The 22,432-nt window shown below is 58.8% G+C and carries 11 protein-coding genes; 9 read left to right on the forward strand and 2 right to left on the reverse strand.

Annotation, left to right across the window (positions count from 1 at the left end):
* The first annotated feature begins 163 nt into the window (after positions 1-163).
* The 8 genes from CA85_RS05430 to CA85_RS24745 all read left to right on the forward strand — a co-directional run bounded on the left by CA85_RS05430 (position 164) and on the right by CA85_RS24745 (position 12,466).
* On the forward strand, positions 164-1,174 hold the full coding sequence (locus CA85_RS05430; RefSeq protein ID WP_246112530.1) for an aldo/keto reductase: 1,011 nt from the start codon (positions 164-166) through the stop codon (positions 1,172-1,174).
* 39 nt (positions 1,175-1,213) lie between these two features.
* A complete protein-coding gene (locus tag CA85_RS05435; protein WP_146390264.1) occupies positions 1,214-2,863 on the forward strand; it encodes a CTP synthase in 1,650 nt (549 codons plus the stop codon).
* Position 2,864: 1 nt separating this feature from the next.
* Positions 2,865-3,371 carry a DUF1844 domain-containing protein gene (locus CA85_RS05440; RefSeq protein WP_146390265.1) on the forward strand — a complete coding sequence of 169 codons (507 nt, stop codon included), beginning with the start codon at positions 2,865-2,867 and terminating at the stop codon, positions 3,369-3,371.
* Between the two features lie 88 nt (positions 3,372-3,459).
* Complete coding sequence (locus tag CA85_RS05445) at positions 3,460-6,795, forward strand: tetratricopeptide repeat protein (RefSeq protein ID WP_146390266.1); 3,336 nt, start codon at positions 3,460-3,462, stop codon at positions 6,793-6,795.
* Between the two features lie 206 nt (positions 6,796-7,001).
* Complete coding sequence (locus tag CA85_RS05450; protein WP_146390267.1) at positions 7,002-8,024, forward strand: MotA/TolQ/ExbB proton channel family protein; 1,023 nt, start codon at positions 7,002-7,004, stop codon at positions 8,022-8,024.
* 152 nt (positions 8,025-8,176) lie between these two features.
* Complete coding sequence (locus tag CA85_RS05455; RefSeq protein WP_146390268.1) at positions 8,177-8,599, forward strand: ExbD/TolR family protein; 423 nt, start codon at positions 8,177-8,179, stop codon at positions 8,597-8,599.
* Between the two features lie 247 nt (positions 8,600-8,846).
* Positions 8,847-11,540: a prenyltransferase/squalene oxidase repeat-containing protein gene (locus CA85_RS05460; RefSeq protein ID WP_146390454.1), complete on the forward strand. Its 2,694-nt coding sequence runs from the start codon at positions 8,847-8,849 to the stop codon at positions 11,538-11,540.
* Positions 11,537-12,466 carry a hypothetical protein gene (locus CA85_RS24745; RefSeq protein ID WP_186774759.1) on the forward strand — a complete coding sequence of 310 codons (930 nt, stop codon included), beginning with the start codon at positions 11,537-11,539 and terminating at the stop codon, positions 12,464-12,466. The genes CA85_RS05460 and CA85_RS24745 overlap by 4 nt, the downstream gene beginning before the upstream one ends.
* 211 nt (positions 12,467-12,677) lie before the next feature.
* On the opposite strand, the gene CA85_RS05470 is transcribed toward CA85_RS24745, so the two are convergent.
* The gene (locus CA85_RS05470) at positions 12,678-14,150 is read right to left on the reverse strand and encodes a DUF389 domain-containing protein (protein ID WP_146390269.1); all 1,473 of its coding nucleotides are present in this window, start codon (positions 14,148-14,150) and stop codon (positions 12,678-12,680) included.
* Positions 14,151-14,168: 18 nt separating this feature from the next.
* Positions 14,169-17,339, reverse strand: coding sequence for a vitamin B12-dependent ribonucleotide reductase (locus CA85_RS05475; protein WP_146390270.1), 3,171 nt, complete (start codon positions 17,337-17,339; stop codon positions 14,169-14,171).
* 934 nt (positions 17,340-18,273) lie between these two features.
* Here CA85_RS05475 and CA85_RS05480 point away from each other — a divergent pair.
* The gene (locus tag CA85_RS05480) at positions 18,274-21,939 is read left to right on the forward strand and encodes a DUF7133 domain-containing protein (RefSeq protein WP_246112531.1); all 3,666 of its coding nucleotides are present in this window, start codon (positions 18,274-18,276) and stop codon (positions 21,937-21,939) included.
* Positions 21,940-22,432 lie beyond the last annotated feature (493 nt).

The raw sequence follows: 22,432 nt of genomic DNA on the forward strand, positions 1-22,432 counted from the left end.
ACACATCCCCTGCCGGTGGTGTCAGCCTTTGATTCAGGCGCAGGTCCCTGGATTGCTCGCACTTCACAGAGGACTGTGCCGGTTGGGCGGCAATTGTTAGTTTAGTGGTTTCGGCTCGTTTCCGTCCCAATTGCTAGTACTGACTGCCATGGCATCCGTTTCTTTGAAAAATTCGCTCCCTCAAAATACGCTGGGCCGAGATGGGTTCCCGGTCTCGGTGCTTGGATTCGGTGGCTGGGCGCTGGGCGGCCAGTGGGGTGTTCAAGACGATTCCGAATCGGTTGCTGCGTTGGAAAAAGCGATCGAATCGGGCGTCAACTTTATCGACACCGCGCCGGGCTACGGCGATGGTCGCAGTGAGAATGTGATTGGCACGATGTTGGCCGACTTGCCCGCAGCGGTCCGGGAAACGATTCACGTGGCGACGAAAACACCACCGAGTGCGGGGCCGTGGCCACCGAGCCCCTACTGTCGCTGGCAAGATCGCTATTCGGCGGCCTACATCCGGGCCAACGTCGAAGAACGTCTGCGGAATTTGAAGACCGATTGTCTTGATCTGTTGCAGCTACATACCTGGACACGGGCTTGGAACGACGACCCGCAGCCCTTGCTCGTCCTGCAGAAGCTTCGCGAAGAGGGGAAGATTCGCAAAATCGGGATCTGCACCCCCGAGCAGGACCAAAACTGTGTCGTGCAGCTGATGCGAGATGGCTTGGTCGATGTCGTCCAGATCATCTTCAATTTGTTTGAGCAGGAGCCTGCCGCTCAATTGCTGCCGGTTGCCGCCGAGACAGGGACGGGCGTGATCGTGCGGGTGTCGCTCGATGAGGGTGGATTGACGGGGAAATATGCGGCCGATCACGAGTTTCCTGCCGACGATTTTCGCAGTACCTACTTTGGCGGCGATCGGATGCAGCGGACGGCGGCTCGGGTCAAGGAAATTGCTGCCGATCTCGAGGAACTCGGTGTGGCCGAGGATTACTCTCTGCCCGCAGCGGCGATCAAGTTCGCGGGGTCGCATGAAGCCGTTAGTACCGTGATTGTGGGGATGCGGAACCCACGCCAGGCGGCGGATAACGTGGCCTCGGTGGGGTTGCCCAATTTCACACCGCAGGCATTGCAACGGTTGCGACGGCACCAGTGGTTGCGAGGTGTGTGGTATGGGGGACAATGAGTCTTTCACGTTTCCCGTTGTCCGGTATCATCAATTCCCATGACCAAACATATCTTCGTTACCGGCGGCGTCGTTAGTTCTCTCGGCAAGGGGCTCACCAGCGCCTCGATCGGCATGTTGCTCGAACGCCGAGGCCTTCGCGTCCGCATGCAAAAGCTCGATCCGTACATCAATGTCGACCCCGGCACGATGAGCCCTTACCAACACGGTGAGGTGTACGTGCTCGATGACGGTTCGGAAACCGACCTCGATCTGGGCCATTACGAGCGATTCACCGAGGGGAAACTCGACCGGGATTGCAACTACACCACCGGCCAGATTTACCTGTCGGTGATCGAAAAGGAACGCAAAGGGCAGTTCCTCGGCAAGACCGTTCAAGTCATCCCGCACGTGACTAATGAGATCAAGCGTGTGATCAAACGCATGGGCGGCGACGATGTCGACGTGGTGATCACCGAAATCGGCGGCACCGTCGGCGATATCGAGAGTCTGCCCTTCCTCGAAGCGATCCGGCAATTCTCGCTCGACGTGGGCCGCGAGAACTGCTTGTACATGCACCTGACGTTGGTGCCGTACTTGAAAGCCGCCGACGAGCTGAAGACGAAGCCGACCCAGCACTCCGTCGGCCAGCTTCGCGAGATCGGTATCCAACCAGATATTTTGGTGTGCCGCTGCGAACGCAGCATCAGCCGCGAAGATCGCGAAAAAATCGCCCTGTTCTGCAACGTGAAAACAGAGGCGGTGATCGAGGAGAAGGACAAGGACTTCTCGATTTACGAGGTCCCCATTTCGTTGGTCGACAACAAAATGGACGAACTCGTTGTCGAGAAGCTCGGCCTGACCGCGGGCAACCTCGATATCACGCCGTGGACGGATCTGCTGCACCGCCTGCGGAACCCCAAACACGAGCTGGCTATCGCTGTCGTGGGTAAGTACGCCGAGCACAAGGACGCGTACAAGTCGATCTACGAGTCGATTGACCATGCCGGGATGCAGCACGATGCTCAGATTCGCATTGGCCGCATCCAGAGCGCCGATATCGAGCGCGAAGGAGCCGAGCGATTGCTGTCAGGCTACCACGGCATCGTGGTGCCCGGTGGGTTCGGCGAACGCGGTGTCGAGGGCAAGGTGCAAGCGATCCAGTTCGCTCGCGAGCGAGAGATTCCCTTCTTCGGAATCTGCCTTGGAATGCAGCTCGCCGTGATCGAGTATGCCCGCAATATCATGGGTTACGAGGGTGCCCACTCGTCGGAGTTTGATAAGGATACAATGCACCCGGTAATCTGCTTACTCGACGAGCAACAGAACGTGACGCAGCTCGGTGGCACGATGCGGTTGGGCAGCCAGCCGGCCCGGCTGACACCCGGTTCGCACGCTCACGCGGCCTATGGAGTCGAAGCGGTCGCCGAGCGGCATCGCCATCGCTACGAGTTTAATAATAAATACCGCGAAGCATTCGAAACCGCCGGGATGCAGTTCTCAGGACAGAGCCCCGACGGTAGCTTGGTCGAGATCGTTGAGATTCCCGCCCATCCGTGGTTCCTCGCGGCCCAGTTCCACCCTGAATTCAAGAGTAAACCGTTGGCCGCTCATCCGCTGTTTGCGGATTTCATTGCCGCCGCTATCCATCGGCGTCAAAAACGAGTCGCTGACGAAACCCAAGTACACGCAGCCAAGGTGTCAACTTAAGATGACGGACGAATCCTCCCCTAGGGACAACAAACAAGAGCCTGAATCCGCACCGAAGATCATTGTGGATTCGGACTGGAAAGAGCAAGTCGAGAAAGAGAAAGCAGCGGCTGCCGAGGCAGCAGCTGCGCCGGAGATCGAGGCCGCAACAACCCCGGCCGATGAAACCGCTGACGCCAGCGATGAAACTGGCACGGGCGGAGCGGCAGACGACGTTGCTGTTGGTGAGGCCACCGAGGCCGGTGCTGCAGGGCAACGGGCGATGCCAGAGCCGAGTTTCGAGGTCTTGGTGTCGATGCTCTTCACGCAAGCGATTAGCGCCTTGGGGCAAATGCCCAATCCGATCGATGGCAAGACCAGCGTGGACAAGGCGATGGCCAAGCACAGCATCGACATGCTCGAAATGCTCGACGGGAAAACCAAGGGCAACCTCAGCGACGATGAATCCCAGATGCTCAGCGAAGCCCTGCACGCGTTGCGGATGGCCTATGTCGGCGTGCGTGGATAGCGATTCGCTGGGACTACGCCACCTTGATTAGAAAACACAGCAATCGTTGCGAATTCCTTCGAAATCTCTCAACCGGTGCCAACCTAGCATGAGCCGATCCTGTCCAATTCTGCTCGTCATTTTAATTCTCGCCTCGTTCGCGACGGCGATCGAAGTCGGGGCTCAGGACAGAGGAGATTCCGAGTCGGATGCGGCGGCGGTGGCGATCTACGCCGACGCTGCCAACTTTCAAACCAACGGTGTGACGGAGTTGGCGATCGACAGCTGGAAGGAGTTTCTGAAGAAATTTCCTCAGCACTCACTCGCCCCCAAGGCGGCTCACTACCTCGGTGTGTGCTACATGAGCACCGATCCGCCAGACCTCACCGATGCTGCAAACGCATTTCGGGTCGCTCTCCAAACCGAAAAGTACGAACTGCGTCAAGAAAGTTTGTCCAATCGAGCTTGGTGTCTCTACGCCGAAGCGACGCAAGGCAATACACCGGACAGGGAACTGCTCGGTGAGTCACTGAAGACATATCAGCAACTGTTAGAGGAATCCCCGGACTCGAAGTATCGCGACCGAGCCTTCTTTTATAGTGGTGAGGTCGCCTACACGATGGGCAATTTGAAACAGGCGATCGGGTATTATCGCCAACTGCTACAGATGGACGGTGCCGAGAAATCGTCGCTGCATTGCGATTCGCTCTACGCACTCGGCGTGGCGCAGGAGGAGGCTGGCGAGAACGACGCCGCCGCCAAGTCCTACCAACAGCTCTTGCAGGCCTGCGCCGATTCGGATTTCGTCGTCGATGTGCAGTTGCGGCTCGCTGATTTGAAAATCCTCCACCAGCAATTCCGTGACGCTATCCCGCTATTGCAAACGGTAATCGATGAGTCGGATGGGCTATCGATCGACGACGATAAAGCTTTGGCGATGTTCCGCCTGGCTTTCTGCGAAGCGCGGCTGAGCAAACCGAACGAGGCGGCCCAGGGCTACGAGCGATTGATCGAGACATTTCCCACGTCACGCTTCGTGCCAGCATCGAGGCTCGCGGCGGCCCAGTCTTACTACCAGGCGGGGCAGAGCGACCGGGCGGCCGAGAAGTTTCGCGCTGTGCTCGAAGGTGACGATCGTGTTGCCTCGACCGAAGCGGCTCACTGGCTGGTGCGTATCGCGTTATCCAAGGTCTCACGATCAAGTGCTGGTTCGTCTGAGGCGCAAGCGGCGGCAGAGTCCGCGTTTGAAATCGCGTCGCAGCAGTTGGCACGAGGCACGGAGGGAGAGTACGCCGTCGCGCTGCAGCTCGATGCAGCGGAAGCTCTTTCGTATCAGCAAGACAAGCTCGACGAGGCGCTCTCGTCGTTCGAGGCCGTGGCCAGTGATCATTCCGAATCGCCTCTGGCTCCTCGGGCGGTCTACAACGCCGCCTACACGGCGCTGCAGTTAGGCCGTCACGACCGCGCCCTGGAGCTGGCAAGTGATTTTGCGGATCGCTACGCGAGCAATCCTCTGGCACCCGACGCCGCGTTCATTGGGGCCGAAGCCAATCTGCTCTCGGGAAAACCCACTGCAGCGGTCGATGCCTATCGCGAGTTGATCGAGAACCCAGTCTACCGAGAAAATCGCCAAAGGGCGCAGTGGATAATGCGCAGCGCCATCGCGCTGCAAGCCGCCGACGAGCCGGCGAAGGCCGCCGAGATGATCCAACAGAATCTCGCTGAGTTTGAAGAGCCATCGGAGAAAGCCGATGCCCTGATGTTGGCTGGGCAAGCCGAGTTGAAGACAGGCGACGCAGCGGCGGCGGCGATATCGTTTCAAGCCAGCCGTGATGCGAGCCCCGATGGTGCGCAAGGCGACGAGGCGCTGCTCTTGTCGGGGAAAGCCGAAATGGCAGCGGGCAACCGCGAAGCCGCCACGAAGAAGTGGCGTGAACTGATCAGCACCGCTCCGGAAACCCAGTCAGCCGATCAGGCACGCTACCAGTTGGGGCAACTCGCTAGCGGTGAGGAGAATTATAAAGCCGCGATCAAGCAGTTTGATCCTGTCATCGAGTCTGGTCGTGATCCGGCCCTGCGACCCTTTGCTCTCTATGGCAAGGGTTGGGCCCAAATGTCCTTGCACGAGCATGCCCAGGCGGCCGAAACGCTCAGCCGAGTGATCGATGACTTTCCCCAGCACCCGATTTTCGATGACGCGTTGTTAGCCCGCGGCATCACCTATCGGAGCCTCGAGCGGTATGACCAGGCAGCCAGTGATCTCAAACGCTTTCTCGCAACCATGCCCGAGGGCGAGCGACTCGGCCATGCCCTGTATGAGCTCGCACTCGTCCAGCAAAACCAAAACCTCCCTGGGCCGGCCGCCGCCAGTCTGCGGCGGATCGTGGAGGAAGTCCCCGCCTATCCTGAGATGGGCAACGTGATCTATGAACTCGGTTGGTCGCTCAAAGAAGCCGGTGAAGCCGATGCTGCGATGGAACAGTTCGAGGATCTGATCGCAAGCTATCCTGACAATCCAATGATCAGCGAAGCGGCGTACTTCCTCGGTCAACGACAATACGGCGAAGAACAATGGCAGGCTGCGGCGAAGTCTTTTGCAATTGCCGCTGGTCCGGAATCGCAAGCAGCCACGAGCGACAACGAGCTGCTTGAGAAATCCCTGTACCGCATGGGGTGGTCTCTCTTCAAGTCAGGTGACTATCCCGGCGCCGAAGCCGCCTTTGTCCGGCAGTATCGCAGCGCCTCCGATGGGCCGTTGATTCTCGACGCGATGATGATGGTTGGGGAGTCGCGGTTTAAGCAGAATCAGTTTGAAGAGGCTTTGAAGGCTTACACCAAAGCGCGTGAGAAAATCGTCGCCGACGATGATACTTCGAAGACAGTACGCGACGAAGCTGAGCGGCAGGTGCGGGAACTCACACTCCTGCACGGTGGTCAGAGTGCCGCTCAGATCGAGGATTGGCAAGCCGCGATCCAATGGTATGACGAGCTGCGGGAACGATTCCCGGCAACGACCTATCTCTCACAGGTGTTCTATGAGACCGGTTTTGCCTATCAGCAAACGGGCCAGGACGAGCGGGCCTTGCAGCTCTATGGCGAAGTCGCTGATAACTACCGCAACGCCGTGGCGGCGCGGGCCCGGTTCATGATGGGAGAGATCTATTTTGCCCAAAAGGAATACGCCAAGGCAATTCCCGAATTCCAACGCGTGATGTACGGTTTTGGAGCGGAACAGGCACCCGCGGAGATTAAAAACTGGCAAGGCAAGAGCGCTTTCGAAGCTGGCCGATGCGCCGAGTCATTGTTCGATATTGCCAAGACCGGTTCTGCGAAATCAAAAGCACGCGGTTTTGCCACCCGATTTTACCAATATGTCATCGACAAACATGCGGACCATGAGTTGGCGGTTCAAGCAAAGGAGCGGTTGCAAGCGATCCGAGGCTGATCCATTCCTCAGCATAGGCTCGATGAAGTTTTGCGTGAAAATAGAGGCTTTGGGGTGACTGGCGGCATTGGCTCGGTGAAAACTTTCGAACCGATCGAGAGGTTTCGCGTCGCTGTCGCTTGACCGCGCCCCGTTCGACAGTTTGGCCTGTCCGTTGTTAAAATTGACTCCTCCAACGATCCCGCGTCGCAACTGAAAGTTCGAGTATGCGTTTCTCTCCGCTCAACGACAGCCCCGTTCGGCGATTCTCTGTCGCCCGAGGCTGGACCCACGTGCTCACCCTGGCTTGGGTCGGATGGATCGTCGCCGCCTCATCGCTTCCTCTGTTGCATCTGACCACAGCATCGGCACAATCGGCGAGCGTTGAGAATGGGCCGGAGATGATCGACTCTGCGGAGATTGAATCGATTATCAATGAAGTACCCGAGCCGGTGGCGGGTGACGGGGAAGGACCGTCGGGAATCGATTTGTACTCACTGATCTCGCGAGGTGGTTGGTTCATGGCCCCGATCGGGTTAATGAGCATGCTGGTCGTGACCCTGGCTGTGGAGCGAACGCTATCACTGCGAACGAGCAAGATCATACCGAAGTCGATGTCCAGACAACTCGCCGATCTCGCTCTGACGCCAGATCAATTTTCCCCACCAGTGGCCTGGGGGATCTGTCACCAGAATCGTTCCCCTGCGGCGCGTGTGGTGATGTCCATGTTGATGCGCACCGGTCAACCGCTCGGTGATATCGAGCGAACTGCCAACGAGACGATCCAGCGTGAAGCGGATCGATACGCCGCGCCCGTGCGATGGCTCACACTGGCTGCTGCGGCGACCCCATTAATGGGTTTGCTCGGGACGGTGTGGGGGATGATTGTGGCCTTTCACGAGTCGAGCAATCTGACGGCCGATCGCAGCCGTAGTGAGCAGTTGTCCGAGGGCATCTACACAGCCCTGGTAACGACGCTGGCAGGGCTGATCGTTGCGATTCCCGCCGCCATTCTCGCGCAGTATTTAGAGAACCGAATCGTTAAGCTCTTTCACCGAATCGAAGAACTGGCTTTTGGGATCGCCCCCGGATTGGCGAGATTTACTGGCCGGTCGCGACTGGATTACGACGGGCACCTGCGTGCGATCGAAGGGGCGCCACCGCCCGTCCAATCCAACGAACCCGCGCAGCAAAAATCACGGGGCAGGGGAAACATTCCCACCCCGCCACCCGTCGCCTCTCCCTCCTAGGTGCCGCGTCACCAATCAATGTTTCGTAATGGATCTTGGGAAAGATCCTCCTCAACACAGACCTTTCATCAGATCCACTCCCTCAAAAGATATTCTCTCGAGTCCTGGGAATGGGGCAGGCCTCGTTCTCGAAGGTTCTTAGGTACCAGCCGATGGCTATTGAACTCAAAAAATCAAACATTGCCGGAACGCTCAGCCTGACGCCATTGATCGATGTCGTGTTCTTGCTGCTGATCTTTTTTCTCGTCACGAGCGAGTTTGAGGACGAAGAACGGCAGCTCGATATCGTTCTACCATCAGCGACCAGCGCGGTGCCGATGACGAGCAAGCCGCGAGAAATCGTCGTCGATATCGACGAGGAGGGAAAGATTTACTTGCATGGAGAAGAGACGCCTTTGGCTGAATTCGAAACACTGCTTGAGGAAGCGGTGGCGAGTAATCCAACCAACCAAACCGTTGTGATTCGTGCCGATCAAATGAGCAGCTTCCAGCCTGTCGTCAGCGTGATGGATGTTTGCAATCGCACCGGCGTGAGTGACTATTCCGTGACAACCCAAGATCTGCCTGGCGGCTAGCCGGGCGATAGATTCAATCGACATGGGCGCCGCAATAGTGAGCCGAGTGCTGTGAAGCCCCGGGTAGCGACGCCCACCCGGTCGCTAACGCGTTTCGGCTCACTGCGAAAAGAGTTAAGCCTCGCTTCGATACTGTTCTAGGAACCCCGTGTCTCCCAACGAGCCCAAACCGCACCCCTCCCATCCACCGGCGCCTGCGAATCCGCTCTTCCACATCGATGATGTCGAGGACGAGGTGAGCGAGCCGATGTGGCCGTTGGACGTTGGGATGGCCGCACTGGCGGGACTGGTGCTGTATATCGTCTGGAAGTACCTGTCGTTTGACGACCCGCGTATTCTCCATAATCGCTGGGCTTATCTCATTGCGGTGCCGTTGATCACGATCGTGCTCTCGGTAGGACTGCACTTCGTCGCGTCCCAGTTTGTGAAGAAGTCGATTCAGGTTGGGTTTCTTTTCAGCACGATTGTGCATCTGCTGTTGCTGATCTTAGCGGTGCAGTTGGTCATCTTTCCGCATTATTTCCCCGAAGCCTTTGCAGGCGTCAAACGCGAGCGTTCGCCCATCCGCAAAACCGTTCCCGAGTATCTTTTTGAGAAACCGGAAGAGACCGAAACGGTGACGCCGGATTGGTCTCGACCGGTGGATACCGAGACGACATCGAGAGTCGTGCCGCGGGAGGACCGTCAGATGCCCCCGCTGTCGCGTTCGGCGCCGCAGCTCGAGATGCCCAAGCCGCGAGAGCAGCCCACACCGTCGCCGCAGAAATTCTTGATGCAGCGACCCGAGCCGGAATCGTCCGAGCCCAAACCTGCTGAGGCCCCCTCCAAACTAGCGCGTCAACGGATCCAGCGAGAAACGCCAACGATGCCAACGGAAGCATCCCCAGAGGCTCCCAGAGTCCAGAGCGTTCCGCTGCCGAACGATGAGGTAGCGCAGGCAGATCGAGCTTCGGCCGCTGCGCGATCGGACCGGCCGCGGACCAATCCCACGACATCGATGGCGGCGGCCGCCCCGGATCTGCCGCAGAGAGAGGCTGCTCCTTCGCCCACGCCCGCGATCCGTCAGCTCGCCGATGCGATGCCTCAGGTAGGGACGTCTGGGTTATCACGCCAACGCAGTCAACGCCGCCGCCCCGATCAGGCACCTCCTGCTGGATCGGCGCCTGCTCCTCCTGCGGTCGCGGTCGCGAGGCTTGATGTGAGTGCTGAGCGGATGGTTGCTCCGACCGACACTCCCATCCAACGGCGCAGCGATGCCGTCGGTGCTCAGCTCTCAGCCGCCGCTGCGCAGTCCACCGTGCCTGCCGCGACGGCGCAACCAGAGGTTACCGCAGGCAATCTGCCGCAACGCAGCGAGATGGCGTCGATGGCGGGGCGCCCCGAGCCCTCGCTCGATCCGACCGAGCGAAGCCGGCCCCGTTCGACACGCCGCCGCGGGCGATCCGGACAAGGGCAAGCCGTCGGTGATGCTCCTAGCATCGGCGCGATCGCCGAGATGCTAGCCGACGCCACCGGTGAATCGGAGGCTGCCGGGCCTTCGAGCGACGATCTCGCCGAGCGGTCCATGAGCCAGACACCGCGACAGGGTAAGGCGTCGGGGGAGACCGAGGGAATGCCCGATTTGGCAGTGACATCGGATCCGATCTTGGATCTCATCGCCCCCCAAGGCGAGGTCGGTTTGGCGCGAGAGTTTGCCGAGAATGCAGGTATGTTGCCGTCGGACGAACCCACCGAGATGGCGTCCATGGACCTCTCTCGACAACGGCGGAAACGTCGCCAGGTAGGCGGGCCGATCACGCCCGCGGGAACCGCCATCGCGGCCGTGGAGCAATTCAGTCGCCGTGTCCAACGCACCAAAGGCGGCGCAGCTCCGGCGCCCGCAGGGATGGTGGGGCCAGAAACCGAGGAAGCGATCGAGCTGGGGTTGGCCTACCTCGCGTCCACTCAGCAGGAGGACGGCAGTTGGTCACTCCAAGGCCATGGTGAGGAAGTCGTTCTGCGGAGCGATACCGCCGCCACCGGCATGTGCTTGCTCGCCTTCCAAGGCGCCGGTTACACCCACCGACAGCATCAGTACGCGTCGGTCGTTGCCAAGGGCTTGAAGTTTTTGCTCAAGCATCAAAAGTCCAACGGTGACCTGTATCGCCTCGAAGACCCCACCAGCAATCAGAACGTGGCCCTGTATTCGCACGGGATCGCGTCGTTGGCGCTATGCGAAGCCTATGGGATGACACAGGACCCCGAGCTCAAGGAGCCCGCCCAACAGTGCATCGACTACATCGCTGCGACTCAGCATCGCCGCCGTGGTGGTTGGCGATACACGCCGCAGGTTAGCAGCGACACATCGGTAACCGGATGGATGATGATGGCCGTCAAGAGTGGCGAGCTGTCGGGATTGAATGTTTCACCGGATGTCTACGAAGGCATCGACCGCTGGTTGAGCCTCGCCAAACTCGGCCCCGCGCGACTCGATCGTTACGTCTACAATCCCTTCGCACCGGACACGCCGCAACAAGTTCATGGGCGTCTGCCCACCCCGACAATGACCTCCGTTGGAATTCTGATGCGGATGTACTCGGGATGGAGTCGTGAGAATCCCGACATGCAGTCGGCGGCCGATTATATTCTCGAACATCCTCCGAGAATTGGCACCCGCGAGGAACAGTTACGCGATACCTATTACTGGTATTATGCCACCCAGGTCATGTTTCACATGGGCGGCGATTATTGGAAAACATGGAGCGGGTACCTCACTCCTGTGCTGATTGATAGCCAGATCAAACGTGGTCCCCAAACAGGGAGCTGGGACCCCGAGTTTCCTGTTCCCGATCGCTGGTCTCCGCACGGTGGGCGGCTCTACGTCTCCGCTATGAACCTGCTCAATCTCGAGGTCTACTATCGGCACTTGCCGATTTATGAAGAAACGGCGGGCGATGAATGAAGGACCATCGGGGTGTGCGTCGTTTGCTCGTGATCTCAGCACTCATCGCTGGCATCTGGTTGGTTGTTCTGCCATGGTTGACCCACCGCCCCGGAACCCGTCGTTATATCGCTCGGCTCGATGCTCAAGGCATCGACCCCTCAGCGATGTACTACACCGAGTTGCCCCCTCATCTCTTCGCCGACGCCCTCGCACGCCAGCAACATCCTTGGGCGGGACAGTACTACGAAGGCGACGGTTTGGGGACCAACCGCGTGGTCACGCTCACGGCGAAAGGAGAGCTCAGCGAGAGCAACCAAGGTTGTGTCGGCAAGGCAGCGATTTGGCATGCCGCTTTTCGCCAAGCCAATGGAGTGATCCAGATCACGACACCACTCGCTGAGAATTCCTCTCATTACTCCTTCGCCAGAGATCGACCGTCGAGTTATCTAATTGTGCACTGGGAGGAGCGTGTCTATTTGATCCCGCCTGAGGACATCCTGTCATTCTGTGGAGCATGGGCGTCGGGGGATGAACCTCGCGAAGATGGACACGGGTTCTTTCTGTTGCGGATTGGCGACGAGAAAAAGCCGGCAGAGGGACCGCCGGAGTTGCCCCTGGGTTTTCAACGATATCTCAACATGGAATCGATCACTGCCAAAGTTATTTCGGTGGAACCGCCCCAACAGCAACCACCCGATAGCATCGAAAACCGACGTGTCTACGAGCAATCGGTCGTCATCGATGCAGGAACCGTAGCAGGTGTCATCCCCAAAATGCGGTTTGATATCCGCTCGCCTGCGAAGATTCACATCAATGCGACCGTCGTCAGCGTCCGACCCGCAACGTCCGAGTTGCTGCTGCGACACTACGTTTTTGACGATGATAAAGTCACACCTGCAACCATCGACTGGGAAGTGATTAACCGTGACATCTTTCGCCGGTGACTTCGCCGAAAAGTAGCGAAACCTCGTCATGATTTTTTAGGAACGGGGGAGGAATAAGTGTCGTATTGGACCAAGCAACGAGCTGTTCAATATCCAGAAGTATCCCGTCACGGATGGTAGAAAATGGCCGGTGGTTTGAGTGCAAGCGAACACCACCGGATACGCCAGAAAAGCTCTTGTGAAATTCGCCACTTATTGATCGTGCGATTGTTTAGAGAAACAATCGCTCCAGGTGCAGCATCCAAACCAGTACCATGAGCACGACGGTCAGCAACATCACAAACACGCGTGTGGCCCACTTGCTACTATTGGACTTGGCCTCTGCTTGTCTTGGGGACGTGGAGACAACATGCAAACCTCGCGCGTACAGGACGAGGGAGGTCCCGATCATGATCGTCAACACGTTGACGCTGACGAGCAGGAGGGGACCGAATACTGGCCACCCCTGGTCGGTCTCGTGCCAGATGCCGAATGCGGCTTGCAATCCCGCCGTGGCGATTGGCGGGACGAGCGCCGCGGCAATCGCCGCACCCGCCAGTGCCGATGACAAATGGCTGCGGGTGCGGGCGTACGAGGCAGCCATGCCGCCGACCAGGCCGACGCAAAAATCCAATGGCGACGGATTGCAGCGACTCCACATCTCCGGTGTTACAACGGGGGTTTGCACGAGACGAACCAGCAACCCGAATAGAAAACTCGACGCGAAACCACCGGCAAACCCCAGCCCGATCGTCAAGCAAGATGTCTGAAACAGGGGGCGATTGCCCTGAGCCAACGCCAGTCCCGCGCCCATGATCGGCGTCATCAGTGGCGCGATCAGCATCGCACCGATGATCACTGCGGCTGAATTCTGCAGCAATCCAAAGGCGGATAGCATGGCGGCCGCCGAGATCAATCCGAGAAACTCCCAGTTCGGTTGAGAGCCTTCGGACAACGACTGCGCCAGTTCCAGGCGAGCATCGCGATCCATCGGTTCTGCCACATGGCTGGCCAAGTAGCGCAGTTGGGCGAGGAGGGATCGCTCCCAACCCTGTTTGGAACTGACTAGAGCAACCGATGCTTTGGAGGATTGGTTGAGCAACGCCCGAGACAGCTCATAGTACGGTTCGCGGGAAGGAGCTGAGGCAAAGGGGACGCAGATGAGATCGCCTTCGTCGCAGCGTTTTCGCTCCAATCGCAGAGCATGTTCGGCACCGCCGTCGGACATCTCGGGGGCGTTGAGCAACCATCCGTGATCGAGCTGTAAGCTCGGGGCAATCCCAAGTAGCCTGCGGGCCACCGAGCAAGCCGTCGCGTGCTGGTCATCGTCGAGTGAGAACAGGTGATCCTCACTTTCAGGCGGCGTCGATTTGACGTTCAGCCACACCGTTTCAATGCAGCAGCGTTCGAAGATTGCTGCTTGCAAGCGATCGTCGTCGACATCATCCACCATCACCAGCAGCCGGCACTTACTCGTGCTCAGCTGCGCGACGACCGCATTGGCTTCCGCTGTAACGAGTCCCACCGGAGTGGCGTCACTCCCTTGCCGCTGCATCTCCAATTCGACTTTCCGGGCCAGTGCGCGGTGGTCCGTTCCCAACACAATCGCATTGGGGGTAGCCTTCAAGACTTCGGCGAATCGTTGCAACCAGGGCAACCCGTCGGCAAGCTGTTTCTGCGAGCCGACGAGTAGAGTGACGTTCAAAATCAGTGGATTCCGAGTCTAGCTACAACCCATCGAATTGCCGCAATTGTGGCAGAGATAGCAGTTGCCGTTGCGGACGGTAATGCTACCGCAGTTGTCACAACTCGGTGCATCGGTTTGGAAGCGAGAGAACTGGTCCGCTTGACCACCTCGATGGATCTCTGCGGCGCCATTGCCTTCAACGGCACCGGACTGAGAGCCGTTGGTACCACTCATGCTTGCCATCATGATCGCGCGTTCGGCGATTGCCACGGCAGCGCTGGCGTCGTTTTTCAGTTCCCGCATGACCGCGTTGGTTTCCTGCCCGCCGCCGGAGGCCGTTCGGTTCGCTGGAGCAGCGACGCCATTTTCGACTTTGACGCCGGTCAATACTTCGCTGCCCGTTGCGACTTCCGGTCCGTTGCCTGGCGAGGCCGGAGCGACATGGTCGTGGCCGGACATGAACGTGATACCCAACCATCGGGCGATGTAATCCACCACGCTCTTGGCGATGCGGATGTCTTTGTTCGTGGTGTGTCCCATCGGCTCGAACCGAGTATGGCTGAACTTGTTGACAATCACATCGAGTGGCACACCGTACTGCAGCGCGATCGAGAGTGCGGTACCAAAGCTGTCCATGATCCCGCCGATCGTCGAACCCTCTTTAGCCATCGTGATGAAAATCTCACCTGGGCGGCCGTCGGGATAGAGTCCCACGCAGAGGTAGCCTTCGTGGCCCGCGATGGAGAATTTGTGGGTCAAGCTTTGTCGGGTGTCAGGCAACCGCTCACGACTCGGCTTGTAGACAATTTTCTCGATCGTCTTGGTCTCGATTTTGACAACGGCCGCGCCATCGCTGTCATTCTGTTTCGTATTGAGCGGTTGGGACTGCTTGCTGCCGTCACGGTAAATCGCGATCGCTTTGAGCCCCAGTTCCCAGCCCCAGAAATAGGCATCGGCGATGTCTTGCGGGGTCACGTCGGTCGGCATGTTGACGGTTTTTGAGATGGCACCGGAGAGGAACGGCTGGGCCGCTGCCATCATCGTGATGTGGGCTCGCCAGCTAATACTGCGGATGCCACCGGCCGGTTTGAAAGCGCAATCGAACACGCTGAGATGTTCGTCCTTGAGCCCTGGGGCACCTTCGATCGTGTCGTTCTCGTCGACGTATTGCAGGATTTCGTCGATCGCGATCTGATCGTAGCCGAGAGTCTTCAAGCCGAGTTTGACGGTTTGGTTGACGATCTTAAGCATCCCGCCACCGGCGAGTTGTTTGTACTTCACCAAGGCGATATCCGGCTCGATGCCGGTCGTGTCACAATCCATCATGAAGCTGATCGTGCCCGTCGGTGCCAGCACGGTGGCTTGGGCGTTGCGGAAGCCGTACTTCTCGCCGATCTGAGTCACCTCGTCCCAGAGCTCTGTCGCAGCGGCTTTCAGTTCCGGTGGCCCGTCGTCGTTGATTTCATCACAGGCATCGCGGTGCATCTGCATGACCCGGTTCATCGGCTTTTCGTTGCCCGCATAACCCTCAAACGGCCCCACCACGGCAGCCATTTCGGCGCTGGTGCGGTTGGCTTCGCCATGCAACAGGGCTGTCAATGATCCGCACAAACCCCGGGCCGCATCGCTGTCGTAGGCCAAGCCCGAGGTCATGACCACGCTGCCGAGATTGGAGTATCCGAGGCCGAGTGGGCGGTACAGGTGGCTGTTCCGAGCGATCGGCTCAGTCGGGTAGCTAGCGTGATCGACCAAAATCTCTTGGGCGATAAAGAAAGTCCGAGCGGCGGCGCGGAAACGCTCCACATCGAAGTTCCCGTCGGATCCGACGAACTTCATCAAGTTGATGCTCGACAGATTGCAGGCCGTGTCGTCGAGGAACATGTACTCGCTGCAGGGGTTCGATGCGTTGATCGCGCCGCTGTTGGGGCAGGTATGCCACTTGTTAATCGTGGTGTCGTACTGCACGCCCGGGTCACCGCAGTGCCAGGCGCACTCAGCCATCTTGTTGAGCAGTTCTTTAGCGTCGTACTTCGGCGCCGCATTGGTCGGTTTGTCCGTGATCCAGCGTGTTTGCCACTGTTCGCCCTGGCGGACGGTCTCCATGAAGTCGTCTGTTAGACGCACCGACAGGTTCGCGTTCTGGAAGCAGACACTGCTGTAGGCTTCGCCGTTGAAGTTGGATTCGTAGCCTTCGCGGATCAAGGCGTGGGCCTTCTTCTCTTCTGCCCATTTGCACTCGATGAACTCAAGGATATCGGCGTGCCAAACCTTGAGGGACTGCATTTTCGCTGCCCGCCGTGTCTTGCCGCCCGATTTCACCACGCCCGCGATCGAGTCGTAGACCCGCATGAACGAGAGCGGACCCGAGGGGGTGCCACCGCCGGAAAGCTTCTCGCGCTGGCTGCGGATCGTTGAAAGGTCAGTCCCGGTTCCACTGCCGAATTTGAACAGCATCGCTTCGCTGCAGGCCAACCGCATGATGTCTTCCATGTTGTCATCGACACTCTGGATGAAACACGCCGAACCCTGCGGGAACTCATAGGGGTTCTCTGGTTGAGCGGTCGTCTGCTGCGTCGCATCCCAGTGCCAGTTGCACTTCGATCCGGTCACGCCGTACTGGGCGTGCAAGCCAACGTTGAACCAGACGGGGCTATTGAATGCACCGTGTTGGTGCAGGCACAACCATGTCAGATCACGATAAAAACGTTCGCCGTCTTCAGGGGTGTCAAAGTAACCGTCTGCCAATCCCCAATCCGAGATCGTACGCGTTACGCGATGCACCAACTGACGAACACTGCGTTCTCGCTCGCCCTCGGTGTTCGGGTCGCCGTAGAAATACTTCGACACGACCACGTTGGTCGCCAACTGGCTCCAACTCGATGGGATTTCACAGTCGTTTTGTTCAAAGAGAGCATGTCCCGTCTCGTCCTTGATCGTGGCACTGCGCAAATCCCACTCGGTCGTGGCAAAGGGGGTTCGCCCGTCATCAGGGCAGAACTGTGCCGCAAACTTCAAACCTGCCCGCTTGCCCCGGGGCGCTGCGTTGAACTTTGTCCTCGCATAGTCGACGCCATGCTGCGAATCGACCTTCTCCAGAGCCGGGTCATTGTGCGGCGCGTTCGCCGTGGTCTTCGCGTTCTCTTTTCCCCCAGCGGTGGTGCGGGAACGAGCATTCGAATCGGTCTGGGTAGGCAAAACAGTGGACATGGTTAAGTCACAGGCTCCGGAAAGAAGGCATCCTTGCGGCAAACATCCTTGCGATCTCTTTCAACAGAATCGAATGTTGCAGCGGACGGAGAAAAAGCGATAACGATTCAGCATCAAATCATCAAAATCATTCAGCCGACGCACACGACACACCGCTTTTCGTTTCCCTGAATTAAAGGGGGGGCGGGCCATTGGTACCGGCGGCTGAGCAGACTAGGCAAAATCGGCTCAATCCGAATTGCTAGCACTACCGGTAGTGGCTTCCATGCCCTCGAGGCACTACATGTGGGCGACGAGGAGAATGGTATGCATTTCAGAGGCTGTGTCAATCAAAATTATTTTCACGTCCTAAGTTGGCTGTGCAGCGGGACTTGCGGCTCCCCCCGTGCCGCTGTGGGAATGTTCGAAGTGGTGTCGGAGTCGTCGTAAGGTGCTGTCCTGCGATGACTTACAAAATCGCCGCGGCGATGGCGTTGCCGCGGTGGAAAACTTGTCTGGAATCGTTTTTTTCATATTCTTTCGCCAAACAGTCCCTAACCCGGACAAATGCGACGTCAGACGGGTTCGCGGCAGTGGGGATTCCAGAGTCGACCGACGGCTCCGCCCGTCGCGAGAAGGCAGACACATGGAAGCACTGGGGGGAGGAGCTCAGACGGGCGGAGCCGTCTGGTTACGGACGGTCGCCCTTCCCGCAGCCGCTGCAGTTTCCCAGTGCGAGGTCGTTTGCGGCAAATACACTATGTTCGTAAGCGAGCTCACTCCAAGGACAGTTGGGCGTGAGAAAAAGCCCCATACCCAGTGCCGGGTGTTTCAGTCCAGTTGCTGAACTGCTGGGCCAGTTCAAACTGATGGCCGATGGGGCCCGCTACGATGTCGCCTCTCCCTTCCCCACTCTCGCTCCCTCCCCCGCACCACCGATCTTGCCAAAGTCATCATGACGAGACCTTTTTCTACGGCGCTGCTCGCCATCCTTTCTTTGTCCGCGTTCTCCTCGCCGAGCCGGGCCAGGGCCGACGAATCGGACTCGCCGCCCCTCCACGCGCTTTTGATCGCCGGGGGTTGCTGTCATGATTACGCCTCGCAGCAGTCCGTGATTGCCGAGGGCATCCAAGCCCGGGCCAACGTCCGCGTCGACGTGTACTGGACCGATAATTCAACGACCGCACCTATCCTGCCGCTGTATCGCAAACTCAACTGGGCCGAGGACTACGACGTCATCATTCACGATGAGTGCGCCGCTGACATCAAGGACGAAGCTTTGGTTAACCGGATCGTGGGGATCCATCAAAAGCTTCCAGCCGTTCATCTGCACTGTGCCATGCACAGCTTTCGGACCGGAACCGACGCATGGTTCGCCCATCTGGGCATCCAGTCGAGTGGTCACGGACCGCAGGAGCCGATCGACATTCACTTCGTTGTTCCGAACCATCCGATCACAAAAACGTGCCAAGATTGGACGACGATCGGTGAGGAACTGTACAACAACGTCAAAGTCCTCGGTGCACAGCCGCTCGCGATTGGCACACAAAAGATCGGTGGCAACAATCCTCGTACCGACGAAGCGATCGTGGCCTGGACGAACGAGACTCAAGGCGCCCGCAGCTTCTCAACGACGATCGGACACAACACGGAAACGGTGCAAGATCCTCGCTATCTCGAACTCGTCACGCGTGGGTTGCTGTGGTCGTGCGGCAAATTGAACGACGAATACCTCACGCCCTACCAAGGCGAGAACGAAACAACATTCATCGATCAAAAGAAATATCGAGCCCCCGAAGCGACCGATCTCGGGACGATTCCCGACGACGCGACGCTGGTGAAGATGACGGCGTCGAGCACGCAAAACGGGCATCCTGCCTACCATGCGATCGATGGTGAGCGAGATACTCGATTCTGCGCCGATGGCGGTAGTTACCCACAGTGGTTGCAGTTCGAATTTGAGCAACCGCAGCGGATGGATCAGATCCGGGTTTTGTGGGAAGACCGCAATGCCGCCTACCGGTACCTCGTCGAGGGATCCAACGACGGTAAATCGTGGTCGACCCTCCTCGATGAATCCGAGAACACCGCCAACGACCGGTCGGCGAAGACGCTCTCAGGGGATACGGCGATCAAGTTCGTGCGGATTCATGGACTCGGAGGCCCGGTGGGCAAATGGTGCAGTATCCGGGAGGTTAACCTGATCGGCAAAGACCTGGGCACACTCTGGCCCGCCGACACCAAGGCTGACGCGAATGAGTTCGTACCGCTGGCGGCTGACCGCTACCAGAACCAGGGCAACGTGCCGCCCCGGATCGAGAAGCTGACGGCTGAAGCGGAAGCCGACATTCTCCGTGATGTGCGTATCCCCGACGGGTTCACCGCGACCGTCTTTGCCTCGCCGCCAGCGGTGAACTATCCGGTTTTCGTCGCCGCCGACGTCGATGGAACCCTGTATGTCAGTTCCGACGGCAACGGTTCGCTCGGCCGCAACCCCGAGCGGGGCCGTGTGATTCGGCTGCGTGATCTTGATGGCGACGGACGCGCCGACGAAACAAAGGTCTTCTGCGAAGTCGACGCCCCCCGCGGATTGCTATGGGATCACGATCGGCTGTACCTGATGCACCCGCCGAACCTGAGCGTGTTTTTCGACCACGATGGCGATGGTGTCGCTGATGAACAAAAGACCTTGGTCAAAGGGCTCGCGTTTGACTACGCCGATCGACCTGCCGACCATACCACCAATGGGCTCAGCCTCGGCGCCGACGGTTGGCTGTACATCGCTGGCGGTGACTTCGGATTCCTCGAAGCCGTTGGTAGTGACGGAACGAAACTCACTCATCGCGGCGGTGGAGTGATCCGGGTCCGGCCGGACGGCTCGGATCTCGAAATCTATTCCGCAGGCACTCGTAATATTCTCGAGGTCGCGATCAGTCCCGAGATGGAGATGTTCGCTCGCGACAATACGAACGATGGCGGTGGCTGGGACGTGCGTCTGCATCACTTCACCGGCATGGAGAACCACGGCTACCCGCGGCTCTACAAGAACTTCAATGACGAATGCGTCCAACCGCTTGCCGATTACGGAGGCGGTTCGGGTTGCGGTGCGGTTTACATCGACGAACCCGGATTTGGAGACTGGAACCACGCTCCCTTCACCGCAGATTGGGGTACCGGTTCGCTCTATCGACATACCGTCACGCCCAGTGGCGCGAGCTATCAAGAATCAGAGGCCCCCGAGTCGTTTATCAAAATGACGCGCCCCACGGACGCCGACGTCGATGGCAACAGCCGGGTGTACTGCGCCAGCTGGATGGGGGCGACGTTCAACTGGGGCGGACCCGATGTGGGTTACATCGTCTGTGTGCGTCCCGACGATTTCACGCCGCCGCCAATGCCCGAGTTTTCGGCAGCCAGCGACGATGAGCTGACCGAGTTGATGGAGTCGCCCAGCTATCGGCGGCGGATCGCGGCGCAGCGTGAGTTGATGCGGCGAGGCAACCCGGCGTCCGAACAGTTGCTCACCCGTGCGATCGCGAACCGCGCTCCCGCCCGGAATCTGTTGCTGCACCTACAAACCGAGGCGACGGATCAGGAATGCGTTTCGGCCCTGTCGCATGCAGACCCTGTCGTCGTCCATACCGCAATCCGCTGCCTCGCGGATCGGAACGCCGCCGCCGAGTGTTTCGGCGCCTTGGATTCGAGGAGTGGTTCGGCCGCGACCGAGGGGCTGTTGCGTGCCCTTGCGATGATGCACACGGCCGAGGTTGTCGACGGTTTGATCAGCCGGCTGGCCAAGGCGGATGACGATCTGAAAACAGGCATCGTTGCCGCTCTGTGTCGCCTGCATAGTCAGGAAGCGAAATGGAAAGGCGATTCGTGGGGAACGCGTCCGGATACGCGGGGGCCCTATTACGAACCGGTGCCGTGGAGCGAATCGGAGAAGATCGCCAGTGTATTGAAGCGAGCTTTGCCGGAAATCGATCCGCAGGTTGCCGCCGATGTGGTCCGCAAGCATTACTACTTGGGCAAAGAGATTTACGATGCCGGAGACGCGGAGGCGGAAACTCCCGAGCCAACCGCGCCCACTTGGTCGCCTGAGGAGATCGCGTTGCTTGAGGAGTCGATCCCCTCCGATGCGGTCAAGATCAGCACGCTGTCGCTCGACAGTGCGGCCGACCAAGCGGTTCGGACTGAGGGCAATGTGGAGCTAGGCAAGTATGTGTTCACCAAAGCCAACTGCGTCGCCTGTCATACCGTGTCGGAGGACGAAAAGCAGAAGGGACCGTTCCTGGGCAGTATCGCAAAAACCTACAAACGCCCCGATCTCGCCGTCGCCGTGTTGCAGCCGAGCAAGACGATCGCCCAGGGGTTCGTGACCAACACGATTCTGACTCTTGACGGAGAACTGTTCACCGGGTTCGTTACGAATGAACGCAGCGAGCAGGTCACTCTCCGCGACCAGAACGGGAAGGAGACCACAATCGATAAAGAGGAGATCGATTTCCGCAAGACATCCGAAGTGTCCGTCATGCCGACGGGAGTATTGAACGAATTCACGACCTACGAATTCGCTTCGTTACTGGATTACATGGAATCGTTGTCGCAGAAGTCTGAATAGATAGTCGACCGACGGCTCCGCCCGTCGTGAGTGAGCAGGCGTTGGATGAAGTTAGACGGGTAGAGCGATTGGCTGCACAGACTGCGAGTCGATTGTCTGTTGCGAGGATGGGGGGCGTTGGATGAGCTCAGACGGGCGGAGCCGTCTGGCTACTTTGGGTCATCGTCGACCGACGGCTCCGCCCGTCGTGAGTGAGCAGGCGTTGGATGAAGTTAGACGGGTAGAGCGATTGGCTGCACAGACTGCTAGTCGATTGCCTGTCGCGAGGCTGGGGGCGTTGGATGAGCTCAGACGGGCGGAGCCGTCTGGCTACTTTGGTCATCGTCGACCGACGGCTCCGCCCGTCGCGAGTGAGCAGGCGTTGGATGAAGTTAGACGGGTAGAGCGATTGGCTGCACAGACTGCGAGTCGATTGTCTGTTGCGAGGATGGGGGCGTTGGTTGAGCTCAGACGGGCGGAGCCGTCTGGCTACTTTGGTCATCGTCGACCGACG

The organism is Allorhodopirellula solitaria (assembly GCF_007859855.1).
In the GTDB taxonomy this organism is placed as follows: domain Bacteria; phylum Planctomycetota; class Planctomycetia; order Pirellulales; family Pirellulaceae; genus Rhodopirellula; species Rhodopirellula solitaria.